A 20341-nucleotide genomic window follows, 5' to 3' on the forward strand; every position below is an offset into this window, starting at 1 on the left:
CACTCCGTCGGTCGGCGGCGGGGTGGTGCGCTGTCGATCCTACTTGCCGCCCGCGCGATTCCGGCCCGCCGCCGCTATGGTCTCGACCATGTCCGGGGGCTCGGCTATATCTGCGCAATCACTGGTCGGCGGGACCGGCGACGGTGGGCGCCCGCCAGCGGCGCAGCAGGAACAGCCCGATGATGCAGCCGACGGCAATGCTGAGGGCGGTCCAGGCCGGGGCCGACGAGGTCACCGCCGGCGCCGGGCAGATCTGCCAGTGACCATCCTCGACGGCGACCGTGGTGTGGTCGCGATGGCTGACGTGATCGCGCAGCGACATCACCACCGAGGGGACGAAGACGATCGCCACACCCAGCACCCGGGTCGGGTTGTAGCGCGGTGTGGCGCTGCCGAAGCAGTAACCGGCCAGTACCGAGAGCAATACCGCGGATATCGCCGCTCGAACCGGCTGGTGCTCACCCGAACCGGCCAGGGCCGTGCCGAATGCCACCACCGCGAGGGCGAACAACCCGGCCAGCGGAGCCGGTCGGCGCATGCCCAGCAGCAGGGCCAGTGCCAGCACGACGGCCAGCGGAACCGCCGACCAGCTCGGCAGCGACGACGGCACGATCGCGCTGCCGACCGCCGAGAGGGCGACCGCGAGCAGGACGAGGGTGCCGTCGCGTCGCGGCAGCAGCATCGCGGCGATGAACCCGGCCCCCACCGTCGCCGCCGCCACCAGCCCGATATCGACCGCGTCGTCGCCGTGGCGGGCCAGCCATTCCGCGCCGAACAGGGCGACTGCGATATAGAGCGCTCCGGCCAGGATCGGCGCCATCGGCAGCTCGACCGACCGTCGCTCCACACCGGCGCGGTGGCGATCGACGATGGTTCCCCACGCGATGGCCAGCATCGTCACGACGATCAGCCACTGCGGCGGCGAGTCACTGGTCGGCGGGGACACGGCATCCGAACCGGGTGTATGGGCGGCGCCGTGCGGCATCGGCAGGGCGACGCCGACCACCACACTGGTGAGAGCGCCCAGCGTCCAGCCGAATACCTGCTGGCGTCCGTACAGCACCGCCACCGCGATGCCGCCCAGCAGAATCCCGGCCCCGATCGCGTCGACGAAGTTCAGGGTCGACAGCGAGGACGCCGGATCGGTGTGCCGGCCGGCCAGATGGTTGACGAACATGATCGCGATGCCGAACAGTGCCGAACCCCAGGCGGCCAGCGCGTGATTGACCGTGGTGGCGAATACGGCGACCACCAGCGCCACGATGGAACCCGCGGCGATGGCCCGCGGCAGGCTGTAGGCCAGCAGGTCCAGCTGCAGAACCGACGAGTCCGCGGTCCAGGCGAAGTTGATGGGCAGCACCAGTGACAGCCCGGCGACCAGCGTCGCCAGGAAGCCTGTGGTCATCTCTACGAGGGCGCGGCCGCTCCGCATCAATACAAAACTACCTGTGAACCCTGACACATCCGGTTCCGACGTGCCGGTTACCGGCTATTTGCCGGATTGGGTCGGAGCGGTCAGAGCCGGCCTGCGCCGTTATCGGCGTAGCGGCGCAGCGACTCCACCTGCAGCGGATCCAGCGAGGGACGCACCGCCGCCCGGGCCGCGGCCACATCGGCGGCCGTGATGTCGGCGGCGTCGACGTCGCGGCGCATCGCCGTCATCGCCGCCTCGCGCAACAGTGCCGCGCAGTCGGCGGCGGAATAGCCGTCGAGGTCGGCGGCCAGCTTCCGCAGGTTCACCTCGGCGGCCAGCGGGACCGAGCGGCTCGCGGTGCGCAGGATCTCCGCCCGGGCCGCCGCGTCCGGGGGCGGCACGAACACCAGGCGTTCGAGGCGCCCGGGCCGCAGCAGCGCGGGGTCGATCAGCTCGGGCCGGTTCGTCGCGCCGATCACGACCACGTCGCGCAGCGGCTCCACCCCGTCGAGTTCGGTGAGCAGCGCCGCGACCACCCGGTCGCCGACGCCGGAGTCGCCGCTCTGCCCGCGCCGGGCCGCCAGCGCGTCCACCTCGTCGAGGAAGATCAGCGACGGCGCGGAATCGCGTGCGCGCTGGAACAATTCGCGCACCGCCCGCTCGGAGGAGCCGACCCACTTGTCCATCAGCTCCGCGCCCTTGACCGCGTGCACGCTCAGCTGGCCGGTTCCGGCCAGGGCTCGGACCAGGAAGGTCTTCCCGCAGCCCGGCGGCCCGTACAGCAGCACGCCGCGGGGCGGATCGATGCCGAGGCGGGCGAAGGAATCCGGATGCCGCAGCGGCCACAGCACCGCCTCGGCCAGGGCCTGTTTGGTCTCGGTCATATCCCCGACGTCGTCGAGGCTGAGGCTGCCGATCGCCAATTCCTCGGAGCCCGAACGCGACAGCGGGCGGATCACCTCGAGGGCGCCGAGCAGGTCCTCGTGGGTCAGGACCGGATCGCTGTGGTCGCGGCTGGCCCGCGAGGCCGCCCGCAGCGCCGCCTCGCGGCACAGTGCCGCCAGATCCGAGACCACGAAACCGGGTGTGCGAGCGGCGATCTCGTCCAGTTTCAGCCCGTCGGTGGGCACCTTGCGCAGCAGCTGTTCCAGTAGATCCTTGCGGATGGCGGCGGTCGGCAGGGTCAGCGCTACCTCGCGATCGCACAGATCCGGTGCGCGCAAACGACTATCGATGCCCGCGGGATGAGAGGTGGTGGCCAGGAAGGCGACTCCCGGCGTGGCGACGGCCGCGCGCAGCTGGTCGAGGATGAGGGTCGCGACGGGTTCCGGATCGGCGGGCAGCAGTGCATCGATATCGGTGATCAGCAGGACTCCACCCGGGCCGGAACAGATTTCGGAGACCGCGATGCCCACCTCACGCAGCCGGGTGCCGCTCTCGGTGGCGCCGACCGTGGGGCCGTCGAGTTCCACGATGCGCCGCGGGGTGGATACCGCGCGGGCCAGCGTCGCCTTACCGGCGCCCGCGGGGCCGGTGACCAGGACCCCGAGATGCGGTGGTGCGCCGAGGGTTTTCAACAGCTCCGGTTCGTCGAGGGCCAGGCTGAGCCATTCCGACAGCTTGGCCGCCTGGGCGCGGACACCGGCCAGATCGGCCGCGGTCACCGTCGACGGCCGTTCCCGCACCCGCATCCGGGTTCCCGGGGCGGCCGTCTGGGTCTCGTGCCCCGCACCCGGATCGTGCGAGGCGTCGATCGCCGGTACTCCCGCACCCCAGATCACCGCGCTGTTGGGCTGCACGCTGACCGGGCCCGGCGACGGATCGGTCGCGGTCACGGTGAGAAGTTCCGAGGTCCAGGCGATCCCGAAGGTGCGCGAGAGCGCCTGGGTGGCCGCGGTGGTGCTGGTGCCCGGCCCGAGATCGCGCGGTAGCAGCGACACCGCATCGCCGATGGTGACGACCTTGCCCAGCAGCGCCTGCCGCAGCGTCTGCTCCGGAATCGTGCGCATCGCATGCACCGACCCGGTCACCGAAATCTGCCGGGCCCCGAAGACGGCCACCGGCGCGACCATCACCGTCGCGTTCTCGCGCACGCCCGCGTTGGACAGCGTCACATCGTCGAGCAGCACCACTCCCGCGGGAGTGCCCGCCGGAGCCACCCCCGCCACCGCGGCCGTGCGCCGCGACCCGATCAACGCGATCCCGTCCCACTCCCGCAACCCCAATGCCGCCAACGCCTCGGGGTGCAGCCGCACCACCCCTCGCCGCGCATCCGCGGCGGACGGATTCAACCGGGCAGTCAACGACAGATCAGGCACCCTGCCATTCTGGCAGTGTCGACGGGGTCGGTGCTGTGCTCGGAGCTACCGCTGCCGCTGACCCGGACGGCGCAAGCGCAGTCTCGACGACGACACCGGCACGCGCAGGGCCGGGCGGCGGCGGGCCGCGCGGCGCTGGGCCCGGCGTTCGGCGGGTTTGTGATGCCAGGTTTCGGGGCGGGCGGCGACCCAGCGCTGGGAGCGCCAGGCGAACGGGATGTGCAGGATGTACATCGCCACCAGCACCATCAGCAGGACGCGCGGGTAGGTGATCAGGGCCGCGGCGGCCAGGGCGACCAGGACCAGCAGCAGGGCCGCGGCCTGCGGGGCCACCGACACCGATTTCATCGCCAACGTCGGGATGGTGCTGACCGCCAGCAGGGCCGCGAAGACGGTCCAGGTCGCCACCACCGGGAAGTCGCTCCACCAGCCGTTCCCGAACTGCTCGTGCACCGCGATCGGCAGTAGGCCGATCAGTGCCGCGGCCGGGGCGGGCACGCCCACGAAATATTCGCGCTGCCAGTCGGGCCGGGTGTCGTCGTCCATCAAGGTGTTGAATCGGGCCAGCCGGAGCACGATGCTGACCGCATAGATCAGCGCGATGATCCAGCCCGCGCTGTCCGTGCGCAGGAACCCGATGTACAGCACCAGCGCGGGTGCGACGCCGAAGGCGATGGCATCGGACAGCGAATCGAGTTCGGCGCCGATCTTGGTGGTCGCCGACAGCATGCGGGCCAGCCGCCCGTCCAGGGTGTCCAGCACGGCCGCCGCGCCGACCATCGCCAGCGCGACGTCGAGCGAGCCGTCGAGTGCGAATTTGACGGCCGACAGCCCGGCGCACAGCGCCAGAATGGTCACGATGCTGGGCAGCAGCCGGATCGTGCGACGCCGACGGCCTTGGCCGGTAATGGTTTCCTCGATCATGACAGCAGTTCGGCCAGCACCGTCTCCCCGCCGATCGTGCGTTGCCCGGGCTCGACGAGCAGCCGCGTACCGGCCGGGAAGTAGGTGTCGACGCGGGAGCCGAAGCGGATCAGGCCGTAGGTGTCGCCGATGGTGAGGGCATCACCGACGGTGGCGTCGCAGACGATGCGCCGCGCCAGCAGACCGGCGATCTGCACGACGGTCACCAACTGGCCCGAGGCGGTCTCGAGCACCATGCAGTTGCGCTCGTTGACAGCGCTGGCCTCCGGCAGATCGGCGGAGCGGAACTGCCCGCGCCGGTAGACGATCTGGCGCACCGTGCCCGAGACGGGCGTGCGCTGCACATGCACGTCGAGCACGGACAGGAAGATGCTCACGCGCGGCAATTCCACCTCGCCGAGGTTCAGTTCGGCGGGCGGCACGGCCGTGTCGACCAGCGCGATCTGCCCGTCGGCCGGTGCGACCACCACGCCGGGCCGGTTCGGCGGCACCCGATTCGGATGCCGGAAGAACGTCGCCGTCGCCGCCGCGGCAGCCAATCCGGTGCGGCGCACCCACTTTCGCCGCCGGCCCAGCGTCGCTACGACCAGCGGCGCCGCGACGAACGGCAGGCCGGCGGGATGCAGCGGCGGGATCGCGTCGCGGACCAGGTCGGCGACATGACCGAGCCCGGTGCGTTCGGGCGTGCCGGGCGGGGTGGGACGGCGGGCCACAGGCTCCTCTTTCGTGCGCGGACGGTTGCGCGGTCACAGCGACGTGCCCGACGACGGTGGCTCGTAAAGCCTCGAATACGCCGTCGGACACGTCGGAGACCGCGCTCACACCTTACGGGAATCGGGCCCCTGCGGTGTGTGCGGAAGATCCCGTCCGCGGGAGGGTCAGCCCACTTTTCGGCGCCCGGTGACCAACCCCACCAGGAACAGCAGGATGACCGCGCCACCCAGGCAGGTGAGGAAGCTGAAGATGAGCCCGCCGCCCTCCACGTCGACGCCCAGCAACTTCAGCAGAAAACCACCCAGCAAACCGCCGATCACGCCGACGATGATGTTGAGGAAGATTCCCTGCTGGGCATCGGTCCCCATGATCTTGCTGGCGATCCATCCGGCGATGCCGCCGATGATGATCCAGCCGATAATTCCCAGTCCGAGCATTTGGTGTCCTCGAATCACTCGTTGGAACAGGTTGGTTGCCGGACTGCCCACGGTTTCGAGCAACCGGCTTGCGAACTGGCTATACCCGAAACGATTGTGACAATACCCACCCGTTCGGGGGCGTTCCTGGATAATATGAGGGGTCCTCATGTCTACGGACTCGTAAGGAGTCCCGCGAGGGCCCGATGAAGGACTGTTCGACGCGCGGGGTGGTGGCCGGGTTGGGTCCACTGACCAGCAGGTACATAGGGAGACGCACGATGGCTGCTCGACTAGCTCAGGCCACCGGGTTCGAGCACACCGCAATGCTCGGGCTCGGGGTGTACCGCCCCGCCCGGATCGTCAGCAACGAGGAGATTGCCGGACCCATCGATTCCAGCGACGAGTGGATTCGCACCCGCTCGGGCATCCGGACCAGGCGTTTCGCCTCCGATTCCGAAACCATCATCAGCATGGGTGCCGCGGCCGCGCGGGATGCGCTGGATTCCGCGGGCGTCACGCCCGGTCAGGTCGGATGCGTCATCGTCGCCACCTCGACATGGCTGCTGCTCACGCCCGCCGCGGCGCCGCAGATCGCCACCGAACTGGGCATGAACAATCCGGCCGCCTTCGATATCTCCGCCGGGTGCGCCGGGTTCTGTCACGCCGTGACGCTGGCCTCGGATCTCGTCAAGGGTGGTACCGCCGGGCACGTCCTGGTGATCGGTGTGGAGCGGCTGACCGACACGTTCGACCCCACCGACCGCGGCACGGCCTTCCTGTTCGCCGACGGTGCCGGGGCGGTCGTGATCGGCCCCTCCGACGAGCCGGGCATCGGCCCGACGGTTTGGGGCTCCGACGGCACCCAGCACCGCGCGATCCGCCAGGACAAGGACTGGATGGAGTTCTTCGAAGAGGTCGACGAGAAGGGCACCGACGCGGTGCGGCCTTACCTGGCGATGGAGGGGACGGCGGTATTCCGCTGGGCCGCACACTCGTTGAAGAAGGTGTGCCTGGATGCCATCGAGCGCGCCGGGGCGACGCCCGGCGATATCGATGCCTTCGTCCCGCATCAGGCCAACGGCCGCATCATCGAGATCATGGCGCGGGAGCTGAAACTCGCCGCCGACGTCGCCCTGGCTACCGATATCGAGGAGACGGGCAACACCTCGGCAGCCTCGATTCCGCTGGCCATGGAGGCGCTGCTGCGCAAGGGCGACACCAAACCCGGCGCCGATGCCCTGCTGGTGGCCTTCGGCGCCGGTCTGTCCTACGCCGCTCAAGTCGTGAAACTGCCCAACTGGCAGTGATTCAGCCCAGGCTCCAGGTCACCGTGACGTTGAACGTCACCGTCTGCATTCCCGGCTCCAACGGCACCGCATTCGAGGCGGCACCCTCGTCGTAACGCGGGGAGGGCGGCGGTGTGCCGCCGTCGCTGGACTCGCTGACGGTCTTGACATCGCGCAGTTTCAGCCCCGACAGCACGGCATACTGCTCGGCCCGGGACTTGGCATCGGCGAAGGCGCGGGCGCGGGCATCCGACAGCAGCTTCGAGTTGTCGTCGAGTGCGAACGACACGCTGTTGATGCGGGCGTCGTTGCCGCCGGCCTGCGCCGCGGCCGCCAGAATCGCCGACGCCTTGGGCAGATCGCGCACCACGACATGCAGCGAATTGGTCGCGCGGTAGCCGGTTATCGCCTGGTCGGGGCCGTGCTGCGGCTGGATGGAGACGTCGGTGGTCTGGATGTCCTCGCGTTTGGCCCCGGCGCCCACGACCGCATCGGTGACCGCCTTCGCCTTGGCATTGGCCGTGTCGATGGCCGTGGAGACATCGCCCGCGGTCACCGCGACGCCGAGGTTCGCATTGAGGATGTCCGGCGCACCGCGCACCTGGCCGGTGCCGACCACGGTGACGTCACGGTCGGGGCCGGAATCGGAATTCCCGCAGCCGGTCAGCAGAACGGCCGTACCGGCAAGCGCCACAGCAGTACCCATGATTCGTCGCATGCCTCAACCTAGGCACGGGCGGGGCGTCGCCGTGGGCGAACACGCCGGATCAGTGTTCGGCTGCGGCCTTGATCCTGGCGAGTGTCTCGTTCATCCCCTGCACGAGGTTGGCCTCGAAGCGCTGTTCGCCGCCGAGGAGGGCGTCGATCAGCTTGCGCACCGGTTTGCGGACGCCGTTGGGAATGTCGCGCCGCTCGATCACCCGGGTGCCGGTCGCGGTCGGCTCCAGGGTGTAGCTCCAGATCGTGGTGTTCTCGATCATGCGAAAGGCGAAGGCTCGATTCGGTTCGAAGCGCACGATCCGGGAGGTGGTGGGGTAGTAGTACTTGCCGTCGCGGTTGAGGTTGATCGTCCAGGTGCCGGCCCTCGGCGTGCCGAGCGGGATCATCCGGACGGTATTGGGGCTGAATTCCGGCATCCGCTTCAGATCCGACAGGACCGCCCAGACCCGCTCCGGCGGCGCGGCGATATCGACGGTGGCTTCCAGGGTGTTCGGCAACGCTGCCTCCGAGAGGTGTGACGGTCGGTACCAGATATCTTAGCCATCGTGCACACCGACTTGCGCCCAGCACCCATACTTTGAAGGTGACTTCACCAGCTGTCGCCAAGCCGGCGATTCTCAGTGTCGACGACGATCCGGGCGTCTCCCGCGCCGTGGTCCGCGACCTGCGGCGCCGGTACGGGGCGGATTATCGGATCCTGCGCGCCGAGTCGGGTGCCTCCGCGCTCGACGCGCTTCGCGAGATGAAATTGCGCGGCCAGCCGGTCGCCGTGCTGATCGCCGACTACCGCATGCCGGGGATGGACGGCATCGAATTCCTCGAGCAGGCCATGGACCTGCATCCCTACGCCCGCCGCGTGCTGCTGACCGCCTACGCCGACACCAATGCCGCCATCGAGGCGATCAATATCGTCGACCTCGACCACTATCTGCTCAAGCCGTGGGATCCGCCGGAGGAGAAGCTGTACCCGGTGATCGACGCCCTGCTCGAGGCCTGGCGCGGCGACGAGCACCGCCCGGTGCACGAGACCAAGGTGGTCGGGCATCGCTGGTCGGCGCGCTGCTCGGAGGTGCGCGAATTCCTGGCCCGCAATCAGCTGCCCTACCGGTGGTATCTGGCCGACGAGCCCGAGGGCGCGCGGTTGCTGGAGGCGGCCGGGGCGACCGAGGACCAGTGCCCGGTGGTGATCGATCCGGCCGGACAGGCCCTGATCACTCCCTCCGACAGCGAACTGGCCACCAGCGTCGGGCTCAGTACCGACCCGACCGGCGACTTCTACGACCTCATCGTGGTCGGCGGCGGCCCGGCCGGGCTCGGCGCGGCGGTGTACGGCGCCTCCGAAGGACTGCGCACGGTGCTGGTGGAGCGCACGGCCACCGGCGGTCAGGCCGGGCAGAGCTCGCGCATCGAGAACTACCTCGGCTTCCCGGACGGATTGTCGGGCGCCCAGCTGGCCGATCGGGCCCGGCGGCAGGCGGTCAAATTCGGGGCCGAGCTGATCACGGCGCGCGAGGTGGTCGGCCTGGAGGTGTGCGGGTCGGCCCGCGTGGTGCGCTTCGACGACGGCAGCGCGATCTCGGCGCATTCGGTGATCATCGCCACGGGCGTGAACTACCGCCACCACCCGGCCCCGGGTGTGGACGATTTCACCGGCCGCGGGGTGTATTACGGCTCGGCGATGACCGAGGCCGCCGAGTGCACCGACTGCGAGGTCTACGTCGTGGGCGGCGCCAATTCCGCGGGCCAGGCGGCGGTATTCCTGTCCCGCAATGCCAAGACGGTGCATATTCTGGTGCGCTCGGATTCGCTGGAGAAATCCATGTCGCACTATCTGATCCAGCAGATCGAGCAGATTCCGAATATCAAGGTGCATACGTGCACGGAGGTGGTCTCGGCCGACGGCGACGATCATCTGGAGCGCATCGTGGTACGCAACAGCGCGACGGGTGCGGAAGAAAAGGTGGACGCGGAGCGTTTGTTCCTGTTCATCGGGGCCGCACCGGAGACCGGCTGGCTCGACGGCCTGGTCAAGCGCGACGCGGCCGGATACGTCCTGGCCGGTCCCGACCTGATGGTCGACGGTGCCCGCCCCGCGGGCTGGGAATTGCCGCGGCCCCCGCATCACCTGGAGACCAGCGTCCCGGGCGTCTTCGTGGCCGGCGATGTGCGTTCGGAGTCGGCGAAACGGGTCGCGTCCGCCGTGGGCGAGGGCGCGATGGCGGTCATGCTCGTCCACCGATACCTCGCCAAGCAGTAGGAGGTCTGCTGATGGGCACCCGATTGATCTGTGATCCCGACGAACTGCGCACGCTGTTCCTGTTCGAGAAGCTCGACGACGAGCAGCTGGCCTGGCTGTGCCGGGACGGGCGGGTCGAGGAGTTCGAGCCCGGCCTGGTGTATCGCGAGGGCGATCCGGCGACCTGCTTCTACGTGCTGATGGAGGGCGAGGTGGTGATCACCAAGCTGTCCGGCGGAGAGGAGATCGAGCTGGTCCGCACCCGCCACCGCGGCTCCTATGCCGGTGCGTGGACGGCCTATATGGGCGACAAGGTGGACCAGAACTACACCGGGTCGTTCTATGTGACCGAGCCGTCGAAATTCTTCGTGCTCGACGCCGGAACCTTCTCGCGAATGATGCAGGAATGGTTCCCGATGGCGCTGCACCTGCTCGAGGGCGTGTTCTTCGGTAACCGCAACACCAACGAGATCATCGGCCAGCGCGAACGGCTGCTGGCGCTGGGTTCGCTGTCGGCCGGGCTCACTCACGAGCTGAACAATCCGGCGGCCGCGGCGGTGCGGGCCACCTCGTCGCTGCGCGAGCGGGTCGCGGGCATGCGGCACAAGCTGAAGATGATGGCGCACGGCAAATTCGACTCGGCCGCCCTCGAGGCGCTGGTGCAGCTGCAGGAGGAGGCCGCCACCCAGGTCGCCAAGGCGCCCACCCTGACGACCCTGGAGGCCGCCGACCGCGAGGACGAACTGGGCGAGTGGCTCGAATCCCACGGCATCGACAACGGCTGGAACCTGGCCCCGAACTTCGTGCAGGCCGGATTCGACATCGACTGGCTGGAGAAGGTCGCGGCCACGCTGGAGGGTTGCGACAACGGTGTTTTCGAGGGTGCGATCCGCTGGCTCAACTACACCGTCGAGACCGAGTTGCTGATGAACGAGATCACCGACTCCACCATCCGTATCTCCTCGCTGGTGAACGCCGCCAAGCAGTATTCGCAGATGGATCGCGCGCCGTTCCAGGTGGTCGACATTCACGAACTGCTCGACAGCACGCTGGTCATGCTGGCCCGCAAGATCGGCGACGGCATCACGGTGGTCAAGGATTACGACCGCGCCCTGCCGCAGATCCCGTGCTACGCGGCGGAATTGAATCAGGTGTGGACGAATCTGATCGACAATGCGGTCGCGGCCATGGACGGGCAGGGCACCCTCACCGTCCGCACCTATCGCGAGAACGACTGTGCCGCCGTCGAGATCTGTGACAGCGGTCCGGGGGTGCCGGACGAGATCCGGCATCGGATCTTCGAGCCGTTCTTCACCACCAAGCCGGTCGGTGAGGGTACCGGGCTGGGACTGGATATTTCATTCCGCATCGTGGTGAACAAGCACGGCGGCGACATCCGGGTCGAGTCGGTGCCGGGCGATACCCGGTTCATCGTCCGGCTGCCGCTGCAGGCGTCCACCGGAGGTGAGTGATGTCGCAGGCCATCGAGGGTATTGATCCGACCGTCCCGCCCAGCGGGCCGGGCTGTGTGGAATGCGAGGCGGAGCAGGGATGGTGGGTGCACCTGCGGCGCTGCGCCCAGTGCGGTCACGTCGGCTGCTGCGACAGCTCGCCGTCCCAGCATGCCTCGAGGCATTTCGCCGAGACCGGACATCCGTTCATCCAGAGCTTCGAGCCGGGCGAGGACTGGTTCTGGGACTTCCGTACCAACGAAATGTTCTCGGAGGGGCCGGAACTCGCGGCACCGCATCATCACCCGCCCGCCCAGACCGTTCCGGGCCCGCGCGAGCGGGTGCCGGGGGACTGGCAGAACTACATCCACTGAATTAGGTGCCTGCTGCACGTCCGCGGCGGTGCACGGACGTGCAGCAGACCGCCGGTACCGGAACGTCTGCCAGGACTCGTTCCCGGTGGGCGGTTGCCGCCTGCGGGTGGCTCAGTTTGCGTCGACGGCAACCTGCCCGTTCTGCACCATAAGGCGTGCCGTGGTTCGACAATGGACTGTGCGTGCACGCTCGTCGGCTCACCGTGCACGAAGGTATGGTCCGCAGCTGCGAGACACGGGGACGGCATGGCACTTGTCCTGGATACCGAGGCGATCGACCCCTCCGGGCGGCCGGACGCGGTACTGGAGGCGGTGCAGCGGCTGACCGCCCGCTCGTATATGGCGCACCAAGCGTCGCGGGAGGCCGTCCACGCCCGGCTCGACGCCTTCGAATTCGGCCAGGTGACCTTCGTTCGGGGGCGCGTGTCCGGATTCCGGTTGGTGCGCACGGCGAAACAGATCAGATCCGCGCCGAACCCGCTGCTCGCGGTGTGCGTGCAGCGGTCGTCGGGCTTCCTGCTGACGCAGGCGGAGATTCATCGGAGGATGACACCGGGGCAGCTGTACGCGGTCGACTTCGATCTGCCGTACGAGATCGACTGGCCCGACAACGGGGTGGCGTCGGCGATGTACATTCCCGCCGAACGGCTCGGTCTGAGCGCCGAGACCATCCGCGCCGGCGCCGCGCGACCGCACAGCAGTCCGCTGCACCCCTTGGTCACCGGCCACCTACGGCTGCTGTCTCAGTGCGCCGACGAGCTGCAATCCGACACCGCCGCCCGGGAATTGGGTGATTCCTGTGTGGAGCTGGTCCGTGCCCTGCTGGTATCGGCGGCCGGTCAGGTGCGTGCGGACGGCACTGTCGTGCCCGAGGATATTCTGCTCACCCAGATCCGCGACTACATCGGGCGACGGCTGAACGACCCCGAGCTCGGCGCCGCCCGCATCGCGCGTGCACATCACATTTCGGTCCGACATCTGTACAAGGTGTGCGCCGCCGCGAATTTCGGCCTGGAGCAGTGGATCATCGAGCAGCGCCTGGAACTCGCGCGGGGCGCGTTGGCGCGTCCCGACAACGCGCACCGTTCGATCGCCGCGCTCGCGCACAGCTGCGGTTTCCGCGATCCGTCGCATTTCGCCCGGCGATTTCGGGCCGCCTACGGCATATCGCCGAGCGAGTGGCGACGGCTGGCGCGCGAACAGGCCGGTGCGACGGGACGGTCGGCGGCCGACGAACCGTTGGATGTGGTGCTGCCGTTTCCGGCACAGTGACCGGACGCGGTGACCCGGTTCCCATCGACGCGCTCGACCGGTACGCTGCGACGCGCGCCGGACAGTCGGCGCCGTCGAACGACCGGGGAATGCGGGGATATGAAACGACTTTCGGCGACCGCCGCGGTACTGGGTGCGCTGGCGCTGGGCCTCACCGCATGCGGGGGGCACGATCAATCGTCCACGGACGCCAACGGCTTGCGCAAGAACCCGTCCGCCACCCCGACCACGACCGCCGCGCCCACCACGACCCGCACGGTGATCGAACCGCCCAGCGAGGCCCCCACCAGCGCGCAGAACTCCGCACTGGGCCCGGCCTCGCAGACGACCTGCGCCGAATTCCGAAAGATGGACACCGACGGCGAGAAGGCGCTGATCGAGAAGATCCTCGCCGAGAATCCGGGCTCGAAACTCGACGGCAATCCGAGTATCGCGCTGGGCACCGCGAAGCTGGTGTGCCTGGCGTCGAGCCAGGCCGACAATCCGGTCGCGGTCGCCATCGGCGTCGCCGAGAAATAGCGGCGCCCGCCACCACTCGGCTACCGATAATTCAGGCCTCCGGTCGGCGCGGCGCTGATCACAGTGGGCCGGGCGGAATGGGGCCCGCCGCGGCACGGCGAGTAGCGTCGCGTTCAGTGGCTGTTGTCGAAGGCGGGTGAGCGGTGGACGAGTCGGGCTTGGCCGAATTCGAGGTGCATCGGCCGCGGCTGTTCGCCCTCGCCTACCGCATGCTCGGTTCGGCGAGCGAGGCCGAGGATGCCGTGCAGGAGGCGTATCTGCGGTGGGACGCCGCCGATCGCCGCGATATTCGCTCCGCCGAGGCCTGGCTGACCACCGTGGTGGTGAACCTGTGCCGCAGCTGGCTGGATTCCGCGCGGGCCCGCCGGGAGACCTATGTCGGGCCGTGGCTGCCCGAACCGGTGGCGACCGGATGCGGCGAACTCGGCCCGCTGGAATCGGCCGAGCAGCGTGAGCTGGTGTCGATGGCGATGCTGACCATGCTCGAGCGGCTGTCGCCGGTCGAGCGGGCGGTGTTCGTGCTGCGGGAGGCCTTCGGATACGCGCACCGCGAGATCGCCGACATGCTGGAGCTGTCCGAGGCGAATTCCCAGCAGCTGTACCGCCGTGCGCGCCAGCATGTTCGGGACGAGCGGTCCCGGTTCGACGCGGTGCCCGCACACGCGCGGGAGCTGCTCCACCGCTTCGTGAGCGCGGCGCGCGGCGGCGACGTGGCCGCGCTGGAACGGATGCTCACCGCCGACATCGTGGCCATGGCCGACGGTGGCGGCAAGGTCACCGCGGCGAGGCGGCCGGTGGCCGGGGTGGCGCGGGTGGCGCGCTACCTGGTCGGATTGTTCCACCGCGAGGTGCCCGGTTTGGACCTCGCCATCGAGGAGGTCAACGGCGCTCCGGCGGCCGTGGCACGCATCGGCGACACGGTCGTGCTCATCGGGTCGGTCGATCTCGCCGGTGCGGAGGTGTCGGCCGTGCGGTTGGTCGTCAACCCGGACAAGCTCGCCTACTTCCAGCGCACCGACAAGCTGCGCTGAACGCCTGTGATGCAGCACACCCACGGTTGCTGTCAGGGATCGGGCGGCTGTCGGGTCTGAAGAGTGTCGGCCTTTTCGGAAGGAGTCACTCATGACCGAACAACATCGAATCGTGGTTCTCGGCGCCGGGTACGCGGGCCAGTCGGCGGCGGGCCGGCTGAGCGAGGTGGCCGGTGCGCAGGTCACCGTGGTCGACGCCCGCTCGCAGTTCGTCGAGCGGGTGCGGCTGCATCAGGCCGCCGCGGGCCAGCAGGTGCCGCGCTGGGAGTTGCGGGATCTCTTCGAGCGCAAGGGGATTCGCTTCGTGCAGGGCACCGCGGTCGAGATCGACCGGGACGCCCGGACCGTGGTGCTGGCCGATGGCACGGTGCTCGGCTACGACACCCTCGTCTATGCCCTCGGCAGCACCGCGGACGTGGACAGCGTGGTGGGCGTGCGGGAATACGCCGCGACCGTGGCGACCCCCGAGGATGTTGCGCGAATCCGTCCGCTGAACGGCCGGGTCGCGGTGGTCGGCGCGGGCGCCACCGGTCTCGAGGTGGCCACCGAACTGGCCGAATCCCGCCCGGATCTGGCTGTGGCGCTGGTGAGCTCGGAGGAGCCGGGTGCCTGGCTGTCGGACAAGGCCCGTGCCCATATCGGCGAGGTGCTCGATCGGCTGGGCATCGAGGTCCGGGCCGGAGCGAAGGTGATCGAGGTGCTGCCGGACGGGCTGCGCTCGGCGAGCGGCGACCATATCGCCGCCGACACCGTCCTGTGGACAACGGGTTTCGCGGTGCCCGAACTGGCCGCCCGTGCCGGTCTGGCGGTCGACGGCCGCGGCCGACTGCTGGTCGACGAGCAGCTGCGCACCTCGGATCCGAATATCTACGCCGCCGGTGACTGCGCCGCGGTGGTCGGCCCCGACGGACGGGAGCTGCGCATGGCCTGCGCGACCGCCAGCCCGGTGGGCAAGTACGCCGGAACGGTGGTGGCCGCCCGGGTGCGCGGTATGGAACCGCCCGCGATGCGATTCCGCTACGTCTTCCAGTGCATCAGCCTCGGGCGTCGCGACGGTGTCATCCAATTCGTGCGGGCCGATGATTCACCCCTCGATCGCGTGCTCACCGGGCGTCCGGCGGCATGGTTCAAGGAGCGGATCGTGCGCGGTGCGGCCTGGAATGCTCGGCCCTGAGCGAACTCGTCAACTCGCCGTTGACTTAGCTCGAAATGTCAACTTACTGTTGACGCATGACGGAGAAGATTCGCCTCGACGATCTGATCGAGGGCATCAAGAAGGCGCGGCCCGACGATGTGCTGGAACAACTGTCCGACGCGGTCGTGGTCGCCGGGCACCTGGACGAGGTGGCCGATCACCTGATCGGCCATTTCGTCGACCAGGCCCGGCGTTCCGGCGCCTCGTGGACCGATATCGGCCAGAGCATGGGCGTCAGCAAACAGGCCGCCCAGAAGCGGTTCGTCCCGAAGACCGATCCGGGGATGGACCCCAACGCGGGATTCGCGCGCTTCACCCCGCGCGCCCGGGCGGTCGCGATGCACTCGCAGGAGCAGGCGCGCGAGGCGGGCAACGCGGAAGTGCAGCCCGAACATCTGGTGCTCGCCATGCTCCGTGACCCGGAGAGCCTGGCGTGCCACGCGATCGTCGCCAAAGGAGTGAGCCTGGACGCCGTTCGCCGGGTGGCCACCGCCGCGCTGCCGCCCGCGGCCGACGAGGTGCCCGCGGTGATCCCGTACAACGGCCCCGCCCGCAAGGCTCTCGAACTCACCTTCCGGCAGGCATTGCGGATGGGCCACAACTACATCGGCACCGAACACATCCTGCTGGCCCTGCTGGAATTGGAGGACGGTTCGGGTGTGCTGTCGGGCCTCGGGCTGAACCGTGAAGAATTGGAGAAGGACATCGTGGCGCAACTGGCCGACCTGGTCGCCTCGGCACCTCCTGTGCCCCCGGCACCGCCGGTGCCTCCTTCGGCTCCGGTGCCGCCGACGCCTCCCGCTCCGCCTACGCCTCCCGTTCCGCCGACTCCACCCGCGCGCTGACCGGAATCACGTGCGCGCGACGGCGAATACCCGCCGGAACGGCAACCACGTGGTCCCATCCGCATGCTGCGGGTATGCCTCCCGCAGCATCGGGGTCAGCTCCGCGAGGAAGCGGGCCCACTCGGCCTCGTCGAGGGCGTTGTACACCGGGCGCAGGGCGGTGCCGGAAACCCACTTCAGCACCGGATCCTCGCCGGTCAAGCGCTGGAGATAGGTGGTCTCCCAGGCGTCGACGGCACAGCCCGCCTCGCTGAGCACCGTCGCGTAGCCGGTCGGATCGAGCACATTGCGGGACTGCAGTACGCCGGTCGGCTCGAGCCTGTCTCGCCAGTGTTCCCGACCGGCCACCTCGCGGATGCAGCGATGCGACGGCGCGTCGAAGTTGCCCGGCACCTGAATCGCCAGCCAGGCGCCGGAGGGCAGCTTCGCCGCCCAATCGCCCAGCAAGCCGGGGTGCCCGGTCACCCACTGCAGCACCGCATTACACACGACTACATCGGTATCCGGCGCGGGCTGCCAGTCCCGCACGTCGAGCAGGTCGGCCTGCACGCCACGTGCCCGCGCCGCCGCTACCATCTCGGGCGAGGAGTCCGACGCCTCGACGATCGCCTCCGGCCATCGCTCACTCAGGGCGACCGTCAAGTGCCCCGGGCCGCAGCCCAAATCCACGACACGCCGAGGCCGCTCGGCGCCGACGCGGCCGAGCAGTTCGAAGAAGGGGCGCGAGCGGTGGTCGTCGAAGGCCAGGTACTGCTGGGGATCCCACATGAGAGGCTCCAGACACTCTGCTACCAAACCGTACGTACGTACTGTATTTCCGAAATGCAGGGTTGCACAAGAGTTGTCCGGATACGATATTGCTATGGCGGATGACCCGGATTCCGACCTAATAGCAGGGGAATTGCGCTCCGACCTGCTACGGGCGCTCTCGTACGTCCAGACCGAAACCGGTCCGGACGGTAGCTACATCGTGAACGGCGACCTGCCCCCCGAGGTGGCACCGCCGTTCATTCGGGCCATCATGCGCATCGAAGCCGAGTTGCTGCTCAACGACGCCGAACAGGTCACCATCGACCGCGGCGAACCGCGCTCCCCGGAGGAGCGCCGCACCGACGCCTTCCTCGCTCTGGCGCTGCGCGTCACCGATACCTGAGCGGCCCTTCCCGTCGACTTCTCCACCTTGCACTCGATACCCCCGAGTGCTAGAAAGGGATCTGGCACTCTCGACCTGTGAGTGCCAGGTCGGGACGGTGAGAGCGGGAGCCACGACACCCTCGCTCGTCCGTCGCGGGCACCGAGCCTGGCCAGCATCGTGTCACCCCCAATCCTGGAGGATCACTTCGCAATGGCCAAGACGATTGCGTACGACGAAGAGGCCCGCCGCGGCCTCGAGCGGGGTCTGAACAGCCTCGCCGACGCTGTCAAGGTGACGCTGGGCCCGAAGGGTCGCAACGTCGTTCTGGAGAAGAAGTGGGGCGCCCCCACGATCACCAACGATGGCGTGTCCATCGCCAAGGAGATCGAGCTCGAGGACCCCTACGAGAAGATCGGCGCCGAGCTGGTCAAGGAAGTCGCCAAGAAGACCGACGATGTCGCGGGCGACGGCACCACCACTGCGACCGTGCTCGCCCAGGCGCTGGTGCGCGAGGGTCTGCGCAACGTCGCGGCCGGTGCGAACCCGCTGGGTCTGAAGCGCGGCATCGAGAAGGCCGTCGAGGCCGTCACCACCCGCCTGCTCGACTCGGCCAAGGAGGTCGAGACCAAGGAGCAGATCGCCGCCTCCGCCGCCATCTCCGCCGGCGACCAGTCCATCGGTGACCTGATCGCCGAGGCCATGGACAAGGTCGGCAAGGAAGGCGTCATCACCGTCGAGGAGAGCAACACCTTCGGCCTCCAGCTGGAGCTGACCGAGGGTATGCGCTTCGACAAGGGCTACATCTCGGGTTACTTCGTGACCGACCCGGAGCGTCAGGAGGCGGTCCTCGAGGATCCGTACATCCTGCTGGTCGGCTCGAAGGTCTCGACCGTCAAGGACCTGCTGCCGCTGCTGGAGAAGGTCATCCAGGCCGGCAAGCCGCTGCTGATCATCGCCGAGGACGTCGAGGGCGAGGCCCTGTCGACCCTGGTGGTCAACAAGATCCGCGGCACCTTCAAGTCCGTCGCCGTGAAGGCCCCGGGCTTCGGTGACCGCCGCAAGGCGCAGCTGGCCGACATCGCCATCCTGACCGGTGGCGAGGTCATCAGCGAGGAGCTGGGTCTGTCGCTGGAGACCGCGGACGTGTCCCTGCTGGGTCAGGCCCGCAAGGTGGTCGTCACCAAGGACGAGACCACGATCGTCGACGGCGCGGGCGACGCCGAGGCCATTCAGGGCCGGGTTGCGCAGATCCGCACCGAGATCGAGAACTCGGACTCGGACTACGACCGCGAGAAGCTGCAGGAGCGCCTGGCCAAGCTGGCCGGCGGTGTTGCGGTGATCAAGGCCGGCGCCGCCACCGAGGTGGAGCTCAAGGAGCGCAAGCACCGCATCGAGGACGCGGTGCGCAACGCCAAGGCCGCCGTCGAGGAGGGCATCGTCGCCGGTGGTGGTGTGGCGCTGCTGCAGGCCGCCCCGGCTCTGGAGGACCTGAAGCTCGAGGGTGACGAGGCCACCGGCGCGAACATCGTCAAGGTCGCGCTGGCCTCCCCGCTGAAGCAGATCGCCTTCAACGCGGGCCTGGAGCCCGGCGTGGTGGCGGAGAAGGTCGCGGGCCTGCCCGCCGGCCAGGGCCTCAACGCCGAGACCGGCGTGTACGAGGACCTGCTGGCCGCCGGTGTCGCCGACCCGGTGAAGGTCACCCGCTCCGCGCTGCAGAACGCGGCGTCGATCGCGGCCCTGTTCCTCACCACCGAGGCCGTCGTCGCCGACAAGCCGGAGAAGGCCGCCGCCCCCGCGGGCGACCCGACCGGCGGCATGGGCGGCATGGACTTCTGAGTCCCTGCTTTCCCAACCCCTTTCACGGAAGCCGGTCCACTCTTCGGAGTGGGCCGGCTTCCGGGATTCTGCGCCCTGATGTCCCGCACGCCCCACGCGCAATTGGCCGTATGACCAGGCGATTTGACATCGAAAGCGGTTGGCACGTAACTTATTCCAGGTCAGAGCGACACGGACACCGACCCGGGCCGAGAGGCCGGGGACACGAGGTTGGACGAGGGGCGCCTGACGATCACACTGGCTCGACCGAGACCCCGATTTGGATCGTGGTGGAGGGCTGAGCTAAGCTGTAAAAGTTGCCTCACGATCGAGCGGGTGAAGAGCCCGGGAGATTGTTTGTGCGCCTGTTCTTTGAGAACTCAATAGTGTGTCGATGAATGTCAGTGCCAATTATTTTTGGTTTCTGTCTCTCATACCCCCGTGTGAGGGATGGACATTTTTGTCAGCTAATTTCCGGCTGGCGTTTTAGTTAGGTTTTCGGACTCTGGTTCGAGATACTTCTGATTCGCTTCCTTGTGGAGCGTGTCTAGAGTCTTCAACGGAGAGTTTGATCCTGGCTCAGGACGAACGCTGGCGGCGTGCTTAACACATGCAAGTCGAGCGGTAAGGCCCTTCGGGGTACACGAGCGGCGAACGGGTGAGTAACACGTGG

19 protein-coding genes and 1 rRNA gene are annotated in these 20341 nt (G+C 68.5%); 12 read left to right on the forward strand and 8 right to left on the reverse strand.

Annotated elements, in window-relative coordinates:
* Nucleotides 1-118: 118 nt before the first annotated feature.
* The 5 genes from IU452_RS11565 to IU452_RS11585 form a co-directional block, all read right to left on the reverse strand.
* On the reverse strand, nucleotides 119-1432 hold the full coding sequence (locus IU452_RS11565; RefSeq protein ID WP_195108931.1) for a hypothetical protein: 1314 nt from the start codon (nucleotides 1430-1432) through the stop codon (nucleotides 119-121).
* An 83-nt stretch (nucleotides 1433-1515) separates the two neighbouring features.
* Nucleotides 1516-3732: an AAA family ATPase gene (locus tag IU452_RS11570; protein WP_195108932.1), complete on the reverse strand. Its 2217-nt coding sequence runs from the start codon at nucleotides 3730-3732 to the stop codon at nucleotides 1516-1518.
* 45 nt (nucleotides 3733-3777) lie between these two features.
* Nucleotides 3778-4656: a CDP-alcohol phosphatidyltransferase family protein gene (locus IU452_RS11575; RefSeq protein ID WP_195108933.1), complete on the reverse strand. Its 879-nt coding sequence runs from the start codon at nucleotides 4654-4656 to the stop codon at nucleotides 3778-3780.
* Nucleotides 4653-5369, reverse strand: a complete 717-nt coding sequence (locus tag IU452_RS11580; RefSeq protein ID WP_195108934.1) for a phosphatidylserine decarboxylase — start codon at nucleotides 5367-5369, stop codon at nucleotides 4653-4655. Before IU452_RS11580 ends, IU452_RS11575 begins: the two co-directional genes overlap by 4 nt.
* A gap of 165 nt (nucleotides 5370-5534) precedes the next feature.
* Nucleotides 5535-5807, reverse strand: a complete 273-nt coding sequence (locus IU452_RS11585; protein WP_195108935.1) for a GlsB/YeaQ/YmgE family stress response membrane protein — start codon at nucleotides 5805-5807, stop codon at nucleotides 5535-5537.
* A gap of 260 nt (nucleotides 5808-6067) precedes the next feature.
* Here IU452_RS11585 and IU452_RS11590 point away from each other — a divergent pair, with 260 nt between their 5' ends.
* Nucleotides 6068-7096 carry a beta-ketoacyl-ACP synthase III gene (locus tag IU452_RS11590; protein ID WP_195108936.1) on the forward strand — a complete coding sequence of 343 codons (1029 nt, stop codon included), beginning with the start codon at nucleotides 6068-6070 and terminating at the stop codon, nucleotides 7094-7096.
* A 1-nt stretch (nucleotide 7097) separates the two neighbouring features.
* On the opposite strand, the gene IU452_RS11595 is transcribed toward IU452_RS11590, so the two are convergent.
* Together IU452_RS11595 and IU452_RS11600 are read right to left on the reverse strand one after the other, a co-directional pair.
* Nucleotides 7098-7781, reverse strand: coding sequence for an SIMPL domain-containing protein (locus tag IU452_RS11595; RefSeq protein WP_228817141.1), 684 nt, complete (start codon nucleotides 7779-7781; stop codon nucleotides 7098-7100).
* A 61-nt stretch (nucleotides 7782-7842) separates the two neighbouring features.
* Nucleotides 7843-8292, reverse strand: a complete 450-nt coding sequence (locus tag IU452_RS11600) for an SRPBCC family protein (protein ID WP_195108938.1) — start codon at nucleotides 8290-8292, stop codon at nucleotides 7843-7845.
* Between the two features lie 86 nt (nucleotides 8293-8378).
* Between IU452_RS11600 and IU452_RS11605 the strand changes: the two genes are divergently transcribed.
* The 8 genes from IU452_RS11605 (at nucleotide 8379) to IU452_RS11640 (ending at nucleotide 16718) form a co-directional block, all read left to right on the forward strand.
* Nucleotides 8379-10052, forward strand: coding sequence for an FAD-dependent oxidoreductase (locus IU452_RS11605; protein WP_195108939.1), 1674 nt, complete (start codon nucleotides 8379-8381; stop codon nucleotides 10050-10052).
* 11 nt (nucleotides 10053-10063) lie between these two features.
* Nucleotides 10064-11503 (forward strand): ATP-binding protein, encoded by a 1440-nt coding sequence (locus IU452_RS11610; protein WP_195108940.1) that lies wholly within the window; start codon nucleotides 10064-10066, stop codon nucleotides 11501-11503.
* On the forward strand, nucleotides 11503-11856 hold the full coding sequence (locus IU452_RS11615) for a UBP-type zinc finger domain-containing protein (protein WP_195108941.1): 354 nt from the start codon (nucleotides 11503-11505) through the stop codon (nucleotides 11854-11856). Before IU452_RS11610 ends, IU452_RS11615 begins: the two co-directional genes overlap by 1 nt.
* A 246-nt stretch (nucleotides 11857-12102) precedes the next feature.
* The gene (locus IU452_RS11620; RefSeq protein WP_195108942.1) at nucleotides 12103-13128 is read left to right on the forward strand and encodes a helix-turn-helix domain-containing protein; all 1026 of its coding nucleotides are present in this window, start codon (nucleotides 12103-12105) and stop codon (nucleotides 13126-13128) included.
* 99 nt (nucleotides 13129-13227) lie between these two features.
* Entirely contained in the window at nucleotides 13228-13647 is a 420-nt protein-coding gene (locus IU452_RS11625; RefSeq protein WP_228817145.1) for a hypothetical protein, read from the forward strand.
* 143 nt (nucleotides 13648-13790) lie between these two features.
* The gene (locus IU452_RS11630; RefSeq protein WP_195108943.1) at nucleotides 13791-14678 is read left to right on the forward strand and encodes an RNA polymerase sigma-70 factor; all 888 of its coding nucleotides are present in this window, start codon (nucleotides 13791-13793) and stop codon (nucleotides 14676-14678) included.
* 91 nt (nucleotides 14679-14769) lie between these two features.
* A complete protein-coding gene (locus IU452_RS11635; RefSeq protein WP_195108944.1) occupies nucleotides 14770-15852 on the forward strand; it encodes an NAD(P)/FAD-dependent oxidoreductase in 1083 nt (360 codons plus the stop codon).
* Nucleotides 15853-15908: 56 nt separating this feature from the next.
* Nucleotides 15909-16718 carry a Clp protease N-terminal domain-containing protein gene (locus IU452_RS11640; protein WP_195108945.1) on the forward strand — a complete coding sequence of 270 codons (810 nt, stop codon included), beginning with the start codon at nucleotides 15909-15911 and terminating at the stop codon, nucleotides 16716-16718.
* Nucleotides 16719-16724: 6 nt separating this feature from the next.
* On the opposite strand, the gene IU452_RS11645 is transcribed toward IU452_RS11640, so the two are convergent.
* Nucleotides 16725-17486: a trans-aconitate 2-methyltransferase gene (locus IU452_RS11645; RefSeq protein WP_195108946.1), complete on the reverse strand. Its 762-nt coding sequence runs from the start codon at nucleotides 17484-17486 to the stop codon at nucleotides 16725-16727.
* A 94-nt stretch (nucleotides 17487-17580) separates the two neighbouring features.
* Here IU452_RS11645 and IU452_RS11650 point away from each other — a divergent pair, with 94 nt between their 5' ends.
* The 3 genes from IU452_RS11650 to IU452_RS11660 form a co-directional block, all read left to right on the forward strand.
* A complete protein-coding gene (locus IU452_RS11650) occupies nucleotides 17581-17871 on the forward strand; it encodes a hypothetical protein (protein ID WP_195108947.1) in 291 nt (96 codons plus the stop codon).
* A 192-nt stretch (nucleotides 17872-18063) separates the two neighbouring features.
* Nucleotides 18064-19689, forward strand: a complete 1626-nt coding sequence (gene groL, locus IU452_RS11655) for a chaperonin GroEL (protein WP_195108948.1) — start codon at nucleotides 18064-18066, stop codon at nucleotides 19687-19689.
* A 535-nt stretch (nucleotides 19690-20224) separates the two neighbouring features.
* Nucleotides 20225-20341 (forward strand): 16S ribosomal RNA (locus tag IU452_RS11660); the annotation flags it as partial.

The organism is Nocardia transvalensis (genome assembly GCF_015477765.1).
GTDB classification, from domain to species: domain Bacteria; phylum Actinomycetota; class Actinomycetes; order Mycobacteriales; family Mycobacteriaceae; genus Nocardia; species Nocardia transvalensis_A.

Coding starts and splice junctions, on each gene's coding strand:
- IU452_RS11575 (WP_195108933.1), bottom strand. CDS start 4,656: ATGATCGAGGAAACCATTACCGGCCAAGGCCGTCGGCGTCGCACGATC.
- IU452_RS11565 (WP_195108931.1), bottom strand. CDS start 1,432: ATGCGGAGCGGCCGCGCCCTCGTAGAGATGACCACAGGCTTCCTGGCG.
- IU452_RS11590 (WP_195108936.1), top strand. CDS start 6,068: ATGGCTGCTCGACTAGCTCAGGCCACCGGGTTCGAGCACACCGCAATG.
- IU452_RS11650 (WP_195108947.1), top strand. CDS start 17,581: ATGGCGGATGACCCGGATTCCGACCTAATAGCAGGGGAATTGCGCTCC.
- IU452_RS11595 (WP_228817141.1), bottom strand. CDS start 7,781: ATGGGTACTGCTGTGGCGCTTGCCGGTACGGCCGTTCTGCTGACCGGC.
- groL (WP_195108948.1), top strand. CDS start 18,064: ATGGCCAAGACGATTGCGTACGACGAAGAGGCCCGCCGCGGCCTCGAG.
- IU452_RS11640 (WP_195108945.1), top strand. CDS start 15,909: ATGACGGAGAAGATTCGCCTCGACGATCTGATCGAGGGCATCAAGAAG.
- IU452_RS11615 (WP_195108941.1), top strand. CDS start 11,503: ATGTCGCAGGCCATCGAGGGTATTGATCCGACCGTCCCGCCCAGCGGG.
- IU452_RS11635 (WP_195108944.1), top strand. CDS start 14,770: ATGACCGAACAACATCGAATCGTGGTTCTCGGCGCCGGGTACGCGGGC.
- IU452_RS11625 (WP_228817145.1), top strand. CDS start 13,228: ATGAAACGACTTTCGGCGACCGCCGCGGTACTGGGTGCGCTGGCGCTG.
- IU452_RS11620 (WP_195108942.1), top strand. CDS start 12,103: ATGGCACTTGTCCTGGATACCGAGGCGATCGACCCCTCCGGGCGGCCG.
- IU452_RS11585 (WP_195108935.1), bottom strand. CDS start 5,807: ATGCTCGGACTGGGAATTATCGGCTGGATCATCATCGGCGGCATCGCC.
- IU452_RS11610 (WP_195108940.1), top strand. CDS start 10,064: ATGGGCACCCGATTGATCTGTGATCCCGACGAACTGCGCACGCTGTTC.
- IU452_RS11645 (WP_195108946.1), bottom strand. CDS start 17,486: ATGTGGGATCCCCAGCAGTACCTGGCCTTCGACGACCACCGCTCGCGC.